The organism is Lysinibacillus sphaericus (assembly GCF_000600105.1).
Lineage (GTDB): Bacteria > Bacillota > Bacilli > Bacillales_A > Planococcaceae > Lysinibacillus > Lysinibacillus sphaericus.
In genome coordinates this window covers 311,861-327,581 of the sequence record NZ_CP006837.1, presented here as the reverse complement: position 1 = coordinate 327,581, position 15,721 = coordinate 311,861, and the positions used below count along the sequence as shown (strand labels likewise).

The window sequence follows — 15,721 nt, the reverse complement described above, 5'->3', positions numbered from 1 at the left end:
AAATTGAGGCGCGCGTTTCCATGCTCATACGGTCTACAGAAAAATGGCCAAAATTATTATTTGGTAGGGGGGCTATCACCATTTAAAATTATGTTTTGGCTTCGGCTTTGTCTCATGTTCAACTATCATGTGACACGTTGGACATAAGGTTGTGACGTTGCCTGGATCAAGCTTCAAGTCTGGCCTCTTATTGATTGGTATGATGTGATGATGCTGTGCTGTCTTACCAAACACAAACTTATTGCATCGTGTACATCTTCCTTTATCTCGCCGATAACAATCAGCCTTTAAATCCCTCCATGCCTCCGTGCTATAGAACGGCTTATTGCTGGCACCTACATTCCTTTTCTTTCTTCTATGATTATCACAATACCGCCCTTTACTAACTAACTGTCGGCATCCTTGTTCACTACAATATTTCATTCTGCATCAACTGCTAATTGTTCCTCAATATACTCACGGATTGTATCAGGCTTCTTTAAATTACCTGGTACATCGATATTGTTTTCTTCTGCAAACTCTCTCAGCTGTGTAGCAGTCATGCCCTCTAAATTAATTACTGGTTCATCTAATGGCTTAACTGTTTCACCTTTATGAAGCATTGTTGTAGGACTTTCAGTTACATTAAATGATGGCTGTTCACCTGCAGGTACAAACAATGTTTTCTTAGCTTCATTATCCCAGTATTCAGTTCCGTTAGCTGTTGTGCGAATTTGTACTTTCATTTATTAATCGCTCCTTTCATTTGTCCTCTTTTCAGACATAACAAAAGACCGTACTAATTTGTACGGCCTCATGCTGAAAGGAGGTTTTCATGGCGTGATGTAATTATCACATTACCATCATATAACGGTTTTTCAATACTTAACATTGCATCTATTAATGGTAAATCAATGTGAAGTTACTAAATCAAGGGCAAACTCAATCATTCGTTTTATTTGAGCATGTTTGTTGTAAATGTAGCTGGAACTATAATTCATTTCCTCTGCTATCTTTTCTAGTGTCTTTCCTTCAATGTATTTTTTATAAACAATTTTGTATTCAAGATCATTAAATGAACAAATGAATTTTCTCATATCTTCTAAATCATTCATTTTATGCGCTAATTCATATTGAATTGCCTCAATGCGTTCCTCTAATCTTGCACCGTCACTTTCTGCTGTTAATTTATATTTTGCTAAGTCCCCTGTTGTCCATCTACCTAATTCTCTTTTACTTCTATTTAGGTTATTTTCTAATCTCATGATTTCAAATTCTAATTCTTTATAGTCTTTCAACCATTCATAAGACAATTTGGTCATTCGCAACCACCTTTCGGTCACTATTTTTGAGGAAAATGCGTAACAAAGCGTTACAATCTGTAACACCTTCAAACCCTTATGGCTCTAAGCTTCAAGTAACTTAACTGTGTTACGTGTTACGCATTTACCCCCTATATTTCTTATATAAGATAAAAAAATATTATTTATTTATATATAAAATATAAAGAAAGTCATTTTATCTGTAACAACTGTAACGCACCTTACAAACTCTTGATATGACTGCATTTATCACGTTACAGATAACTGTAACATGTTACGCATTTGACCCACTTTTTCATTATAAACTGCTAAAACGGTCACTTTTTCAGAACATTTTTTGACCTAAAATCGGTCACGTTTTTAAAAAAGGTGTTGATATATCAACGTGTTTCCCCAGGGAAAAAGTCAAACGGCAAAATCACATGTTTTTTAGACATTTTCTCTATTTTCATCTGTAACACTATTTTGGGAAGCGCAAATTTTTATCATTCTTCATCGATGATAAATAGACGTTTTGTTTTACCATCCACACGTTGTACTTTTGTGCTATAACCATACATCTGTTTAATCATTTTACTAAAACTAATATTACTTACAGGTTGGAAGCCATTTTCACTGCAGTAAACTTTGTATTGTAAATACACATCACTTACTACAGCACGTTCTAATTCAATATCTTCAAGATGCATAAAGCTAATAATTGGATTGTTTTCTTCATGGTATTTCTCCATCTCTTTCTCAACGGCTTTGGATTGTGTGAATTTTTTATTGTTAAGTAGTCGTTTTAAAGCATTCAAAGCTAAATTCAATACATAATGCATCGATTCATCAGAAAGCAGTTTGTCTGTAATAAATGGATCATAGTCTTCATCATCTACTGAGAACTTTGCTTTAAAAGGGACAATTTGAAGACGTCTACCAAGACCATCCGTGTAATCATTAATTCGTGGCATCTCATTGGCCGAAAAAATCAATTTTGAGTAGTTGGTGAAATCAAATGGATCTTTCCCTTTCCGCTCGACGTTCAAAGTTTCACCTGTTGCTAATTTTTTAAGTACAGATGATTCTTTTATATAGCTTTTCGAAATATCATCACCAATATTGACTAACTTTCCAAATAACTCAGCTGTTTTGAATCGTTGGTCCAGCTCTTTTAAATCTAGTGAAGCAGTATTAAATTCACCCACTAATTTGCGAATGATTTTTAAATATGATGATTTACCATTACTACCATTACCAGTGAGGACAAACAAAGCCGCGAACTCGTTTCGTCTAAATAAAATGTAGCCTAAGATTTCCTCTAAGATGGATCGTATCTTTTTGTCATGGACCGCAATTTTATTTAATGTTTTGTCTGTCACCTCATAATAAGCACCTGGCACATAAGCGATTGGTACTTTATTACGAGTAATTATTTCAGGTGAGAAGTCCTGCAGTTCCCAAGTTTCTAAATTAAATACACCATTCTTTAGGACCACATACTGAGTAGATGCAAAATGTTTTTCTTTAGCATTAAGTTGAATGTATGCTAACGTTTCCTGTCGTCGCGCCCTGGTCAATGATGATATATGTTTGACCATCATTCGTTCAATGTCTTCCTCACGGTCCGAATATACACCTTCATGGTAAATGTGCAGCACGTTTGCGATTTTACAAATGTGATGTTCATTTATTAAGAAATCACCAAATTTATCATGATGAAATACACCTTTAATGAAAAAAGATTCTTTCATAAATGCATCATCACGTAAAATAATGTTCAGCTCATTCTTATCAACCGGTTCCTCTAAAATATAATTGTTAATAATAGCAATAGTTTCTTTAATATCCTTTTTAGCCATACCTTGCGATTGCATTTTTAAAATGTAAGTGAAAAGTTTATCGTTACGTCCATCACCATCTGATAACTTGGCCAAGTTAGGATTTTTCTTGTTATATGGATATAACCAGGCAGGCAAAGGATCATGTTCTTCACACTTACGGAGCCACTTGCGAATATGGCCATTTATTTTAAGTGGATCGGCAGTATTTTTTATACCTAGCTTGTAATCGCAATGTATCCCCATATTGGAATACCACTTAATTTTATTTGCTGTTAAAGCGTAGCCTTTAAAATAAAAATGCATGCCATTATTCGTTTGTAATACGGAACATTTAATATCCTTATCTTCTACTATGTTGAGTAGTATTTCAGCTTCGTCTATGTCATCAACATCAACCATGATAAAATCATCTGCCAAAATACCAACATAAGAATCTTCTTTTCTAGCTGTATTATAGGAAAGTAACTTGCTACCATCTTTGAATGATGTGGCAGCATGCTTACCATTTCCTTTCAGGTAGCCTTTATAAATTGTAATCACCACTCTCTATACAATAATTGTAATTAAATAAAGGATTTTCATATTATTTGTCGAAATAGGTATCTTACTAGGAGGTGAAATCACATGGCAGTTTATTCAGTAACGTATGACCTAAATAAAGATGGTCAAAACTACCCTGATTTAATTAAAAAACTAGAAACGTTCCAACATTGTAAATATCAGAAGTCTGCTTGGCTAGTTAAATCTAATCTTTCTGCACAGGGATTATACGAGCAATTAAAACCTTATTTAGATACCAATGACTTCATCTTGGTAATAGCTGTAACTAATCAATACTATGGATGGTTGCCCGAGAAAAAATGGGAAGAAATCCGTGCATTATTTAATTAGATAATCATGGACCATTAAAAATAATGGTCCTTTTCATTACAATCACTCCCCAATAAATGCATTGATTCGTTCATTAGCTAAGTCTAAGTACCACCAGTAATCAAGCTTTGTGGGTACTTTCATGTCACTTATATCTTCATTAATGATGAAACATTTTTCTGGTACATACGGTATCTTTTCGGGGGTACCGTTTTTCACTTTTTTCAATTCCTTGTCGTTTTGATCTACACTAGCAAATACGCGGAATACTTTTTCATTCATTCGTCTTAATCCATAACGAGCATAATCATATTTGTTACTGATTTTTACAATCTTTTGAAATTTAATTAGCTCTGTACATTCGAAAATAGTTTCTTCGGGATCTATCCCTTTTACGAACCAATTAACAATGGCTTCATTCACTATGGGAAGATCATTGTCTAGTGGGTTAAGCTTTTTTACATAGGCACCTTTAGCTTTATAGTTGCCAGTTGCATCAACAAGAATATAATTGTTTACATCCTTTTGAATAACCTTTGTAAATTCCTCAAATTCCAACTCCATTTTTGTACGTTTTTCCCACTCGTAACAAATATCATCGATTAATTCGTAATCCTTATGATTTCTTAATTTAACAAGAACACCGTCAGTATTGGATTGGATGATGTCACAATATGGCTCTAATTTTTCAATTAAATCTAGAAGCAATGTCATTCCACCAATACATACGTTATTGGCCATCAATGGATCATAAAGACTGTTATATTTGTCCTTCATGGCACCATAGGTACCGTTAATAACGATTTTTAGTGGAGCCTGACGTTTATCCTTCGCTGCTTTATATTCAAGTCGTCTATCACGTATCTCAGTGAATTTTTTAGGATCTTTTACGTTCCTGGACAAGTAACCATATTCAATCATTAGTGCTGGATAATAACTTGCCACATCTATATTTAAAAAATGACCGGTTCCAATATAGTTATTCCTTGCACCGTGTAAGCCACCCCAAGCAAATAGGTGAAGTACACCTGCAACATCTAATTCAAAGACTTTGCTGTAATCTTTGTTTTCCTTATAAAAATCAAGCACCTGAGTATATTTGTTAATTCTTAAAGTAGACGGAAATGAGAAATCAAATTCATCATTACGCTCAACTTTAGGTTGCTGTGCTTCTAAAATTACAGCTGATAACTGAGCTTTTGTTTTAGATATTTGTTTCAGTGGCAAATTAAACATTTTTAGTAATTCAATCTGTGATTCAAATTCTGATATTGTTTCCATGAAAATATGAATCGTTTCATGTACATCATGACGGCAATATTTCAGCACTTCTATAATTTCATCGTCTGTTAACTGTCTGTCAGTATTGAAAGAAACTGTAGTTTCTTGAATATCATGCCCCTGGAATCCTTCTAGCTGTTTCAATGATCTAAATTTATTTGTCATTACATCGAAGTTAAATAATTGTATTTTCCAAAAGTCCTTATAAAATTTCCATCCTGGCTCACGTTTAACTATGATCCAGTGGTTTATTTCTTGTGGTGTAAAGCCACATATAATTGCCTTTAAGATGTATTGGTCATAATGACGGGAATTGTAACCTACCCAAATATCTTGTTTATGTGTATTGTAAAATTCAATGAGACCAGGCACGTCGTTTATTAATTCATGTTCTTTCTTTGTATCCGTATCAACGATGACAACTAGCCAGTCATGGTTAAATACTTCAAAGTCATAGAAAAGCATATTATCACCTAACTTTTTTAATTGAGCATCTTGAATACAAAATTTTTATTAACTCATAATAGAACTGTTTGTATGAATAACTAGGAGGTTTTAAAATGGATACTCAGCAAATTATTGTTTCTCTGTCCAACAAACTTAATGGAAAGCCTTTTTCAGATCATGAGGATAATGTTACTCGTAGAAATCGACTAGGCGTGCCTTACTGTAATGGAAATGAAAGATGGGTGGATGGACAAACCGGCACATCTGAAATTACAGTTAGTGTTGAAAATGAAAGTGACATATTTAATGTAAAAGTTTCATGTCATGTCAAACTCTCATATACAGCAAAATACAAAAGAAAAATTTTCCACGGAATAGGTTGTGAGTATGACACTGAAGATTTAGATTGCTCAGGTACTTTAGAGTTTGATGCTATACTTACAATGGGCGGTGGAACTATTCAAAATTTATCCAACGTATCACCTACCCCTTCAGGTGGACATGATTCAACTCGCATGTGTGAAGAGGGAATACATGAAGATGTTCTTAATCAGTTATTTGTAAAATAATTTATTACCATTTAAAATAAAGGGAGCTTATAGGCTCCCTTTATTCATTTATTCAACTTCGAAAACTTCTTCGATTTCAAACTGATCGTAGCCTTTATCATCAGTTTCTTTTTTCAGTAAGTATTCAAACTTACCTTCAATATCTTCATGAATATCCAGGACTAAATCGGCATAATCTTCGAATCCTGTAAATTTAACATCATCCTTTTCACAATCCCACAATGCACGTAACATTTCATTATTTTGGTGAACCTGTAGACCAAATGCTCGGTCATTTTGTGGCTGCATCACTTTGTTATAGAAAATTCGTTGTCCTTCATATTCACCTTCAAGAACTTTAAACCAAATTTTCAGCATTGGATCGCCTGCCTTTGATGTAACAAGCTCCATTACTTCGACTTCTACTTCATATTGACCATCAGGAATAGGCTCAAAATTCCCACCACCGTTTTCTTCAACTTCTTTTACATCAGCTTCTAATGCCTCAATATCAACGTTTTTATCAAATTTTGACCAATCGAATTTTTTATCTGCCATTATTCTTCATCCTCCTTATTGTTAACTGAAACGGTACCATCTTTATCAACTAATACCTCAACACCATCATGCTGTGGACCATCAGGCTCTTTTTCTCGCTCTTTTTTAGCGGCTTCATCTTCCATTAATTCACGCGGTGTATTGTAGCTGAATTGCAAGTCTACTAAATGATATGTCCCATATTTATTGTGCTTTTCAGAAATAGCATGCTTGATTAAGCCCTCTGACTCTTTGGCTTCTGCTACAATTTCCTCAGCTTCTTCCGCTGTATCGGCATACCATTGTTCTTTTTGATTAAGTAATTTTTTCATGTAAATACCCTCCTAAAATTGGTTTAGTTTTTATGATCTACGGCGACGACGACGTGAAGTTGTTTCTTCTGCAGGTTCATCCCCATCTACTTTTTCACCTGGTGGCGTATCATCGTCTACCGGCTTACGTTCGCGGCGTTTTCGTTCGCGCGGTTTTTCCTCCTCTTTCGATTCATCTGTACTTGCAGCATCATTATTTGAACGCTCTCGGCGTTGACGTTGGCGTGTTGGTTTTTCTTCTTCACCAAGATTATTATCTTCATTCTCGTTGGAAGTTTCGTCATTCTTAGCGGTATCATTACTACTTTTACGTGAAGAACGCTCACGTTTTGGAACCGCATCGTCTTCATTCTTTGCACGTTCTTTTCGACCAGGTGTGTCATCTGTATGTGTTGCTTTACCTTCCTGAGCAACTTTTAATTCTTCAATGAATGCCTCGTAATCTAGTGGAATAGTTTCAACCTGGAAGTCAAAACGACCACCACCGAACACATTTTGCTTCTTAGCAAGTTGTAAGAAACGTTCATCATCTGAATTAACAAATGCTCGAATTGTTAAGTCCACCGTACCAGTAAGGAAATTTGCTGTCTTTTCATCGATGTTTGGACGGTATGTTGTGCGTTTAGCTCCACCTTTTAGCGTTACTTCATTAATGATTTCTTTCGAAATATAGACAACTTGATAACCTAGTGATTTTAAACGCTTGATGGCATTGTTAAACTCGGTTTTAACCTTGTCCCAACCTTTACCGTATGAGCCGTCTGATTCATGCTCCCAGCCGTTCTTCTCAAATACATAAATACGGCAATGTTCTTTTAAGTCCTCAACTAAATCAATAGCAACCGTTTCAAATGTGTTTTCTTCTGTTTCTAAATCAGATACACGGTCTAGGAAAACTTCCCAAGCTAGTTTACGATTAGTAACACGACCTGTCTTTGTTACTTCGTCTTTGATTGAAATTACTGGCGCTGTCGTATTATCTGTATTCCCATCTGTATTAAAGAAAAGGACATTCGGGAAATGGTCCACAAATGTTGATTTACCAACATAAGAATCTGCGTACAACCATAAGTCCGGTTTTGTATCAATTAATCGCTCTCTGCGCTCATTTTTAGGTAATGCCATAATTATCTCTCCTTTGTCATTTGTGATTGCATCCAGGTAATCCGGAGCAAATTTTGGATTGCAGCTAAAACAATTTCCACTAACATTTCGTGGATATTCTTTAGCAGTTTCGATTTTTTCAATACTATTGAGGAAATACACTGTTTTCATTTCATCAAATTCAATAGGAACAAATGTGACGTTCATTTCTTCAAGAGTAGAAATTAGTCGTTTTCTAAATTGAAATAGATCCTCGTCTTTCTTTTGTTTAATGCTTGTTTTTGGGACAAATAAATAGGCTAGTTTCTTCACCTTAAAGCCGTCTTGTTCCAGGTAATCTTTATAGATGTGTAGTTGGCCACTATCTAAGTAATTCTTAATGTGATTAGAGTATTTAAAATCGATGACCATACACTGACCATCATTAGCAACTGCAATCAAATCAACAAACCCTTTGTACTCAGGCTTATCGATTTCATACTCATGAATAAGCTTCCAACCATCAAACATTTCATTCAAAAAAGCTTGTACTTTCGGAATTAAAATTTCTAGTTTAATAGCTTCTTCTAACATGCGATCAGTAAGCACAGGAAACGAATTATAGTAGTAATCAAGTGCCGTTGGTACATCATGCTCAATGCCGGTGTGTAATGCCTTACCTATCGTTAAAGCATTAGCTGCGTCATAGTTTGGTAGCTCAGTGAGTTTATCGATGTACCGTAATTTAAAGTGATAAGGACAATCTTCAAAGAGTGATACACGACTATAGCTGTATTGGGTCACCCGAACCACCTCTCTTTCCAGGCTTCAAAATCTTTTGGCCGTAATATATACGCCTCACCACCTGTATCATTAATTTTTCGAATGTTATACAGCTGTAGCTTACTAGGTGTACCCACATCGGTTTTAAGCTCTATTCCATGAAATACACCATCTATACAGGCTAGAATGTCAGGAATACCTTCTTTTGTGTATTGAGATCCTGCCCAATACTTGATATGCCACACGTTCGGCTTCTCTTTTAGGAATTTAATAACTTTCTTCTGAAACTGCGATTCTCTCATTCTTCAATCACATCCTATTTAATATCAAAATTTGTCATCTTCTGGTCTCCTTTTTGAAGGATTCACACTCATCTTTGTCGAATATTGGAAATGTAAGGAGGTGAATAAAAATGGATTTTCAAACAGAATATGAAATTTTAAACTCTTTAAATTCTGATGAAATATTAGAGATTGCATTCATTTTTAACGATCATCAAATTAAAGTTTTCTTTGCTCAAAAAGAGGATTATGAGTTTTTAACTCTTGTATGTGAAAATGATCAATTCTCATTTGTTAAGAACTTTGGAATTTATTTTGAAAATGATATAGCAAAAATAAATGGATATTGGGGTAAATACTATGCTCACGCTAAAGGATTAGAAAACAAGGAAAACTACGGTTTCAGTGAATTCTACAATAAACTTAAACAGTCCATTCAAAGTGTAAATAACCCTAACGATGAATTTAGAATTTCATATCTTCATAATAATGAAGGTATACGAAGAATCAAAAATGCCAGTAGAAGTTCTGTATCACCAAATGATGCCATCTACTTCCATTACATTCGTAGACAAGCAATTACCCCGAAGCAATTTGATAAAGTAAAAGATATACTCGGAATAGATGTAGCCAAATATTTAAAGTATTCCAATTTAAATGCTGTATTCACACCTGATATTACTAAACAAAGATCCTTTATACTTGCTCCTCGTGAAGATAATGATTAATTATCTGGACTTTTTTATCTTTACTAATCATAATCTCAACTGCTCCAATATTATTTTGGAGCAGTTGCTCTATGTCTTGTTTTGTAAAAATCCAAGATTGATCAAGTTTTAAAATATCTAAACCTGATTCCTTGAAGAGGACATCGGGCACAACCTCGTAAATTACTCCTACAGATTCAAAAATTTGACCATTCTTGTTTAACTCAACACTAAGTTCCTTAATTGTTGGATTGCCAAATAAATTAGAGAGTTTAACTTCAATTTCCTGAAGTTTTCTTTTGTCAGAATTAATCATTTACATTTCCTCCTTTTCAAATAACGCATTTGTATAATCGCGCCTTTCGTCTAGCACCTCTTTCATTCGCCATTCAATGCTACCTACTGTTAGCAAGTAGTAATAAAAACATGGGCGTTCTTGACCTATACGGTGTATGCGTTTCTTGCTTTGTTCAAACAACTCACTCTTATCTGTGAGCGTGAAATATATGATTTTATTGGCTTTTTGCAAGTTAAGGCCCATTGCCCCAGCTTGGTACTGAATAATCGTTACACTGTCCTCAAACTGCTCATATGCTGATAAATCTTTGATGTCTCCATTAACGGTACTGATTGGTCTATCAATGATTTCAGTCAATGCAACATATTCTTTTTTGAAGTTGTAAAAGATGATAACTCGATCATTGGTACTCTCAATTAAATCTTTGACATACTGCAGCTTGTGATCGTTATACACGCCTGCAAGTTGCCGTAGATACAATTTCTTAGAAGGTGCAGTGTCACCAATCAACAACTCATTTTCAAGCTCTAAAATGTGATGCTTTGCAAATTCGTTATACAGTTTTGTCCCTGGTATTTTGACAATGTTGTCATTAGCTGCAGGTAAATCGAATACCTCTTCCGTCTTCATGAATACCGCACCATAAATGTGTAATTTCGCCTTCAAACGCTCTATATTTTTGTAACCGGTGATTTTCATCTTTTGATTTTTGTCGTCCCATTCCTGAACAACAAACTGCTTTAAAAATAGCTTTTTACTAATCTTCCAACCTAGCAAATGTAGCTGTGACCACAATTCTTCATATTTTCCGCCTGTCGGTGTACCTGATAACAAAATGACGTTTTCGGCATTTAATTTAAGGATGAATTTAGTTTGCTTAGAGTTTTCATTTTTTATCTTGGAAGACTCGTCCAACATTATTGTTAAATCCTTTAGCTTCAATAATTCATCCCTACGCCATGCTCTTTCATAATTAATAACCAGGACACTTTCAGGCGGTATATCCTCAACCTTTTGCTTATCAAATACAATTACTTTATAGTCGTAAAACTGCTCAAAATGCTCTTTCCATTCGTCTATTTTGGACTTTTGACAGATTAATAGATTAAATGGCGTATTAAGCTCCCACATCTTCTCAGAACCTACAAATGTCTTCCCTAACCCCATGTCTAAGTAATATGCGACACGGTTATATTCATAGGTTTTATCAAGTGCTTGTTCTTGGTGTGGGAATAGTTTCATTCACATCACTTCATTTCGTGTTATAATGTCATTGTTATTTACTTGTATCTGAGCCTGAACCGTTGCACCGGTATAGGGCTCTTATTTTTTTGCCATTACAATAGTTCCACGCTGCCATTCGGCAACAAACTCATGAAATTTCCAACCTTTATTGGCCAGGTTATGTTTTACAAAATAATCACCTAAGACTTCTAAAAGACAATCATTCATTAGACTCAACCCCTACCGAATTAATTTAATAGCACGTTCAATAACATCAATCACATTTGGATTTTTTGCGCTCTCAGCCATTTTTACTAAAGATGAAATTACATCTTCTTTTTCACCGTTTGGTAAATATTTTTTTAAGATGATTTTGTCATCATCTACGTAGATTTCTAAAGCGTCTTTTTCAGCGATACCTAAAGTACGTCTTAGCTCTTTTGGAATAACCACACGACCAAGTTCATCTACCTTACGTACAATACCTGTTGATTTCATTAAATTTCTCCACCTTCCAATGTTTTTCGTATTTCAGAGCAAACCCCTGTAATTTCGCTATCATGTACTCTATCTAATCCTCTGATTGAAATTAATTGGCTTTGTGCACTTTCAAGTGCTTCTCGTAAAAGTTGATTTTCTTTCTCAACTTTTAATAATTTTTCTATATCAATTTCGTAAAAGACATCACGGTTGTACTTTGTAGCTCCTGTAATTTTTACAAAAGGCTCTAATAATTTGCTATTCAAAGTGGCTACCCATTGCTTCGCATAAGCTAATTGCTTGTCCGGTTTCAAGTAGTTATAAAAATTTGATTGCCTACGAGATTGATGGAAACTTCCCTTCATTTACACTCACCTCCTCTCAATGCCTGATGAACTTTCTTTGCATAAGCAACTTGTTACTTAATGTATGGATCCGTTTCTTTTCCACCACTTGCTAGCCAGTCACCTATTTGCTGTTTAACATCTGATAGAACGTTTAAAGGTAACTCGCAAGCAATTTGATGTAGTTCATACAATGGCGTAACACTCGTTAAGGCTTCACCGACTAATGCAACTGGTACTGGTTTAATGTTCATTTGTTTTCACCATCTGTATTAGTAACTAGCCAATCTTCAATAGTTTGACGATGAAACAAAATACGACCACGCACTTTTTTATGTGGAATCTCATTTTGACGAGCCATAGTGTAAATAGTTGTTTTACCTACACCAATTAATCCAGCAACTTCATTAACTGATAAAGTTATTTTTTCCACGACTATCACCTCACATTATAAAAATTCGGTATCACCGAGATTTCTCGGTAAAAAAATTTGCTCCATTGATAATTTAAAATAATCACTAAGCTTAAACATTTCATCAGCTGTAAATTCGACCTCTCCTCTTTCTTTCATTCCGTACGAACCTACGCTAATACCCAATATCTTCGCTACATGTTCTTGATAAAGTTTATTTTTTTTACGGAGCATCAGCAAATTCCATTGCATATGTTCACCTCCTATGCACCAATTCTATTCGGTATCACCGAATAATGTCAACAAAAAAATTCACTTATAACGAATTTTTTAGTTTTGAGTACAATATATTAATGGTATACTCGTTATAAATAAAGATAAAATAAAAGCAATAATAATAAATTTTGATAAATGTTAATAAAAAATTCGGAGGTTTATGATGGATAAGATAGAAAAAGACTTAGCTATATTTGTAGGTGAAAAAGTTAAATTTTTTAGGAAGAAAAAAAAGATGACTCAAAAAGAGTTAGGTGCAAAAATCAGTAAAAGCGATAATACCATTTCTAATTACGAAAAGGGTCTTATCGCTCCATCTCAAGATGCTTTATTTGCTTTGGCTGAGGCATTGGATATTAAAGTTGATGATTTATTTCCAAAGAGGGATACTTCTGAATCACTACATCAAGCATTACTTGATTCAAATGAAAATTTCGATATAAACGACATGTTATTTTTAAAACAACTAATGGAATACATTCAAACACTTGATGAAAACAGTCGTAAACATTTACTTGGAAATATTGAGATTGCGGTTGAGCTTTTCAAAAAGCAGCATTAATTCATTGGAATCTTTACCTGTCTTAATTGCTTTATTTTTCAAATTAATAAATTCAATAAGTAATTTAACTTCTTTTTTGTTCATGCTACGCTCCACCTTTTTATAGTAAAAATTATGTAAGAAATGAGGGTGTCAATTGACTTATCAAGTCGGTAGATGCCAACTTCGAGAATTGCTCTTAAAAAACGATATGACACAAGTAGAGTTAGCTGAAAAATTAAGTATTATGCCTCAACAAATACAACATTATATTCAAAATAATCGAGTCATGTCGCTAAAAGTAGCAAAAAACATATCTACAATTCTTAATTGTAATATTGAAGAACTGTACGAATGGATTGAAGATGGCACTTAAGAGTAGAATTTTTCTACTCTATCCGACCTAGAATAAGTCAATTGACTTATTAACACTATACCAAATTTCTTTCACTAATAGCGTATTTATTTGGAAATAAAGCAAAAATATATAAATCAACATAACTTACCCATTAATTGTTTTTTATTATATCATAAAAGAGAACAAATGTTCTTATTTTTTCAAAAAAATATAAGGAGTGGTCGGCATGGCTAATATTGAAAAACGTGGAGATAATTCTTTTCGTTTTACAGTATATCTTCCTAAAGATGCTCAAGGAAAATATCCTAAAAAACGAAAGTCAATAATTGTGGAAGGTAAATATACGCCAAAGCAACTTAAAGAACATCTAGATAGCGAGTATTTAAAATTTAAAAATGAAGTACTTTCTGGAAATTTTATTGAAACAAAAAAGATGTTTTTTTCTGATTTCGCACATCAATGGGAAGAAAAATATGCTTCAACACTCGCTGGAACAACATATGGAAATCACCAACGAAAACTAAGTGATCACATTCTTCCAATAATAGGACATATGGAAATTAATAAAATCAACGAGCTTATTCTCCTTGATCTTCTTTCTAACTTAAAACGGAAAGATGGGAAAAATGGCGAATTATCCTTCCACTCAAAACAAGACATATACCGCACACTACAAAGTATATTTAAGTATGCAACAAAATGGAAAGTAATAAAAAGCAATCCAATGGAAGGTATTGAAAAACCGAAACCTAATGATACAGAATATGAACAAGCAGATTTGCAAGTATACGATGAAAATGAAATTGCTCAATTAATGAAACTTGTTCAACATGAACCTGAACATTGGAGAATTATGTTTACATTGGCTTTAGCAGCTGGTCTACGTCGCGGTGAACTGCTTGGACTTGAATGGAAAAATGTCGATACTGTAAATAATCAAATAGAAATTAAGCAAACAATTGTTTTGACAAAGAATGGCCCACATATTAAAAAAACAAAAACAAGAACTTCAAAACGAATTGTTACATTACCTACAAGTATGATTGAAGAATTAAAAGCATATCGCAAACAATGGGTTAAAAATAAATTGAAGTATGCAGATCAATGGGTTGAATTTGAAAATGAGTGGGTTTTCTGCAATGAAAAAGGACATCATTTACACCCATCTAGTCCAACAAATAGATGGAGTAAATTTCTTAAAGCAAATGAATTTAAATATATACGATTACATGACTTGCGCCATACATCAGCAAGCCTTTTAATTGCTCAAGGTGTACATGCTAAAATTATTTCAGAACGCTTAGGTCATTCAGACATTTCAATCACTATGAATACTTATGGACATGCATTTAAATCTGCTGATCGCGCTGCGGCTGATAAGTTAGAAGTATTATTCAATACCAAAATTAAATAGTTGGGGTTAATGGGGTTAAATTGGGGTTAAAATTGATGATAACCCCAATTAAATATGGATAAGATACAACAAGTTGATATTCAAAAAAGCTTTATTATTGCTATTTGCGATAATTTATAACATAGAATAACATGCCCGTTTTCACTTTTGAGGAGTGGTGGTTTAAAACTTTCTATAAGAAATACGGCATACGCGGCTTTTAACTTTACCATTAGAGCCTTAAGGCTTCAAAGCGACTCACCCTTCTTTATTGGAGGGTGAGTTTTTTATGTTATTTTCTAACGTGTGCAAAAAATCTCCTGTACCATTATTAAGTGGGAAGAAAACTTAGCGAACCTAAAAGACAGCAAAAAAAATGCATCGAAAAATGCGTAGAACTTC

General features: G+C 34.0%; 22 protein-coding genes and 1 pseudogene. 6 read left to right on the top strand and 17 right to left on the bottom strand.

Translation table 11 applies throughout. From position 1 onward, the window contains the following. Nucleotides 1-75 precede the first annotated feature (75 nt). The 4 genes from T479_RS01560 to T479_RS01545 all read right to left on the bottom strand — a co-directional run bounded on the left by T479_RS01560 (nucleotide 76) and on the right by T479_RS01545 (nucleotide 3,655). Nucleotides 76-423, bottom strand: a complete 348-nt coding sequence (locus T479_RS01560) for an HNH endonuclease (RefSeq protein WP_025218454.1) — start codon at nucleotides 421-423, stop codon at nucleotides 76-78. Further along, nucleotides 420-725, bottom strand: a complete 306-nt coding sequence (locus T479_RS01555; protein WP_025218453.1) for a hypothetical protein — start codon at nucleotides 723-725, stop codon at nucleotides 420-422. The genes T479_RS01560 and T479_RS01555 overlap by 4 nt, the downstream gene beginning before the upstream one ends. Nucleotides 726-890: 165 nt before the next feature. After that, the gene (locus T479_RS01550; RefSeq protein ID WP_025218452.1) at nucleotides 891-1,301 is read right to left on the bottom strand and encodes a hypothetical protein; all 411 of its coding nucleotides are present in this window, start codon (nucleotides 1,299-1,301) and stop codon (nucleotides 891-893) included. Nucleotides 1,302-1,786: 485 nt separating this feature from the next. After that, nucleotides 1,787-3,655, bottom strand: coding sequence for a DNA primase family protein (locus T479_RS01545; RefSeq protein ID WP_025218451.1), 1,869 nt, complete (start codon nucleotides 3,653-3,655; stop codon nucleotides 1,787-1,789). 93 nt (nucleotides 3,656-3,748) lie between these two features. On the opposite strand from T479_RS01545, the gene T479_RS01540 reads away from it, so the two are divergent. Beyond that, nucleotides 3,749-4,015 carry a hypothetical protein gene (locus T479_RS01540; protein ID WP_025218450.1) on the top strand — a complete coding sequence of 89 codons (267 nt, stop codon included), beginning with the start codon at nucleotides 3,749-3,751 and terminating at the stop codon, nucleotides 4,013-4,015. 42 nt (nucleotides 4,016-4,057) lie between these two features. On the opposite strand, the gene T479_RS01535 is transcribed toward T479_RS01540, so the two are convergent. Then, nucleotides 4,058-5,740: a DNA polymerase gene (locus tag T479_RS01535; protein ID WP_025218449.1), complete on the bottom strand. Its 1,683-nt coding sequence runs from the start codon at nucleotides 5,738-5,740 to the stop codon at nucleotides 4,058-4,060. A gap of 95 nt (nucleotides 5,741-5,835) precedes the next feature. Here T479_RS01535 and T479_RS01530 point away from each other — a divergent pair, with 95 nt between their 5' ends. Next, nucleotides 5,836-6,291 carry a hypothetical protein gene (locus T479_RS01530; RefSeq protein ID WP_025218448.1) on the top strand — a complete coding sequence of 152 codons (456 nt, stop codon included), beginning with the start codon at nucleotides 5,836-5,838 and terminating at the stop codon, nucleotides 6,289-6,291. Between the two features lie 48 nt (nucleotides 6,292-6,339). Here the strand turns inward: T479_RS01530 and T479_RS01525 are convergent, their stop codons facing one another. Genes T479_RS01525 through T479_RS01510 form a run of 4 tightly spaced genes read right to left on the bottom strand, consistent with a single transcriptional unit; the run spans nucleotide 6,340 to nucleotide 9,307 of the window. Continuing rightward, nucleotides 6,340-6,828 carry a DUF669 domain-containing protein gene (locus T479_RS01525; protein ID WP_025218447.1) on the bottom strand — a complete coding sequence of 163 codons (489 nt, stop codon included), beginning with the start codon at nucleotides 6,826-6,828 and terminating at the stop codon, nucleotides 6,340-6,342. Further along, nucleotides 6,828-7,139, bottom strand: coding sequence for a hypothetical protein (locus T479_RS01520; protein ID WP_025218446.1), 312 nt, complete (start codon nucleotides 7,137-7,139; stop codon nucleotides 6,828-6,830). The genes T479_RS01525 and T479_RS01520 overlap by 1 nt, the downstream gene beginning before the upstream one ends. A gap of 30 nt (nucleotides 7,140-7,169) precedes the next feature. Continuing rightward, nucleotides 7,170-9,026, bottom strand: a complete 1,857-nt coding sequence (locus T479_RS01515) for an AAA family ATPase (protein ID WP_025218445.1) — start codon at nucleotides 9,024-9,026, stop codon at nucleotides 7,170-7,172. Beyond that, a complete protein-coding gene (locus T479_RS01510; RefSeq protein WP_025218444.1) occupies nucleotides 9,023-9,307 on the bottom strand; it encodes a nuclease in 285 nt (94 codons plus the stop codon). Before T479_RS01510 ends, T479_RS01515 begins: the two co-directional genes overlap by 4 nt. A 110-nt stretch (nucleotides 9,308-9,417) precedes the next feature. On the opposite strand from T479_RS01510, the gene T479_RS01505 reads away from it, so the two are divergent. After that, nucleotides 9,418-10,014: a hypothetical protein gene (locus T479_RS01505; protein WP_025218443.1), complete on the top strand. Its 597-nt coding sequence runs from the start codon at nucleotides 9,418-9,420 to the stop codon at nucleotides 10,012-10,014. On the opposite strand, the gene T479_RS01500 is transcribed toward T479_RS01505, so the two are convergent. From T479_RS01500 to T479_RS01470, 8 genes and pseudogenes are all read right to left on the bottom strand, one after another. Then, nucleotides 9,983-10,309 (bottom strand): hypothetical protein, encoded by a 327-nt coding sequence (locus T479_RS01500; protein WP_025218442.1) that lies wholly within the window; start codon nucleotides 10,307-10,309, stop codon nucleotides 9,983-9,985. The two genes, T479_RS01505 and T479_RS01500, sit on opposite strands and share 32 nt — an antisense overlap. Then, nucleotides 10,310-11,533, bottom strand: coding sequence for an SNF2-related protein (locus T479_RS01495; RefSeq protein ID WP_025218441.1), 1,224 nt, complete (start codon nucleotides 11,531-11,533; stop codon nucleotides 10,310-10,312). It abuts the gene before it with no gap. A gap of 81 nt (nucleotides 11,534-11,614) precedes the next feature. Beyond that, a complete protein-coding gene (locus T479_RS24160) occupies nucleotides 11,615-11,743 on the bottom strand; it encodes a hypothetical protein (RefSeq protein WP_265101564.1) in 129 nt (42 codons plus the stop codon). Nucleotides 11,744-11,860: 117 nt separating this feature from the next. Continuing rightward, nucleotides 11,861-12,013, bottom strand: a pseudogene (locus T479_RS24000) (AbrB/MazE/SpoVT family DNA-binding domain-containing protein); the annotation flags it as partial. Next, nucleotides 12,013-12,360: a hypothetical protein gene (locus T479_RS01485; RefSeq protein WP_025218439.1), complete on the bottom strand. Its 348-nt coding sequence runs from the start codon at nucleotides 12,358-12,360 to the stop codon at nucleotides 12,013-12,015. The gene T479_RS01485 and the pseudogene T479_RS24000, both read right to left, overlap by 1 nt. Nucleotides 12,361-12,413: 53 nt before the next feature. Further along, nucleotides 12,414-12,593, bottom strand: coding sequence for a DUF6877 family protein (locus T479_RS01480; protein ID WP_038509361.1), 180 nt, complete (start codon nucleotides 12,591-12,593; stop codon nucleotides 12,414-12,416). Then, the gene (locus tag T479_RS01475) at nucleotides 12,590-12,772 is read right to left on the bottom strand and encodes a helix-turn-helix domain-containing protein (RefSeq protein ID WP_025218438.1); all 183 of its coding nucleotides are present in this window, start codon (nucleotides 12,770-12,772) and stop codon (nucleotides 12,590-12,592) included. Before T479_RS01475 ends, T479_RS01480 begins: the two co-directional genes overlap by 4 nt. A 15-nt stretch (nucleotides 12,773-12,787) precedes the next feature. After that, nucleotides 12,788-13,003, bottom strand: coding sequence for a helix-turn-helix transcriptional regulator (locus tag T479_RS01470; RefSeq protein WP_025218437.1), 216 nt, complete (start codon nucleotides 13,001-13,003; stop codon nucleotides 12,788-12,790). Nucleotides 13,004-13,190: 187 nt separating this feature from the next. Here T479_RS01470 and T479_RS01465 point away from each other — a divergent pair, with 187 nt between their 5' ends. The 3 genes from T479_RS01465 (at nucleotide 13,191) to T479_RS01455 (ending at nucleotide 15,340) form a co-directional block, all read left to right on the top strand. After that, a complete protein-coding gene (locus T479_RS01465) occupies nucleotides 13,191-13,589 on the top strand; it encodes a helix-turn-helix domain-containing protein (protein WP_024360914.1) in 399 nt (132 codons plus the stop codon). 136 nt (nucleotides 13,590-13,725) lie between these two features. Then, entirely contained in the window at nucleotides 13,726-13,944 is a 219-nt protein-coding gene (locus T479_RS01460) for a helix-turn-helix transcriptional regulator (RefSeq protein ID WP_024360913.1), read from the top strand. A gap of 208 nt (nucleotides 13,945-14,152) precedes the next feature. Next, nucleotides 14,153-15,340 (top strand): tyrosine-type recombinase/integrase, encoded by a 1,188-nt coding sequence (locus T479_RS01455; RefSeq protein WP_025218436.1) that lies wholly within the window; start codon nucleotides 14,153-14,155, stop codon nucleotides 15,338-15,340. The last annotated feature ends 381 nt before the right edge of the window (nucleotides 15,341-15,721 follow it).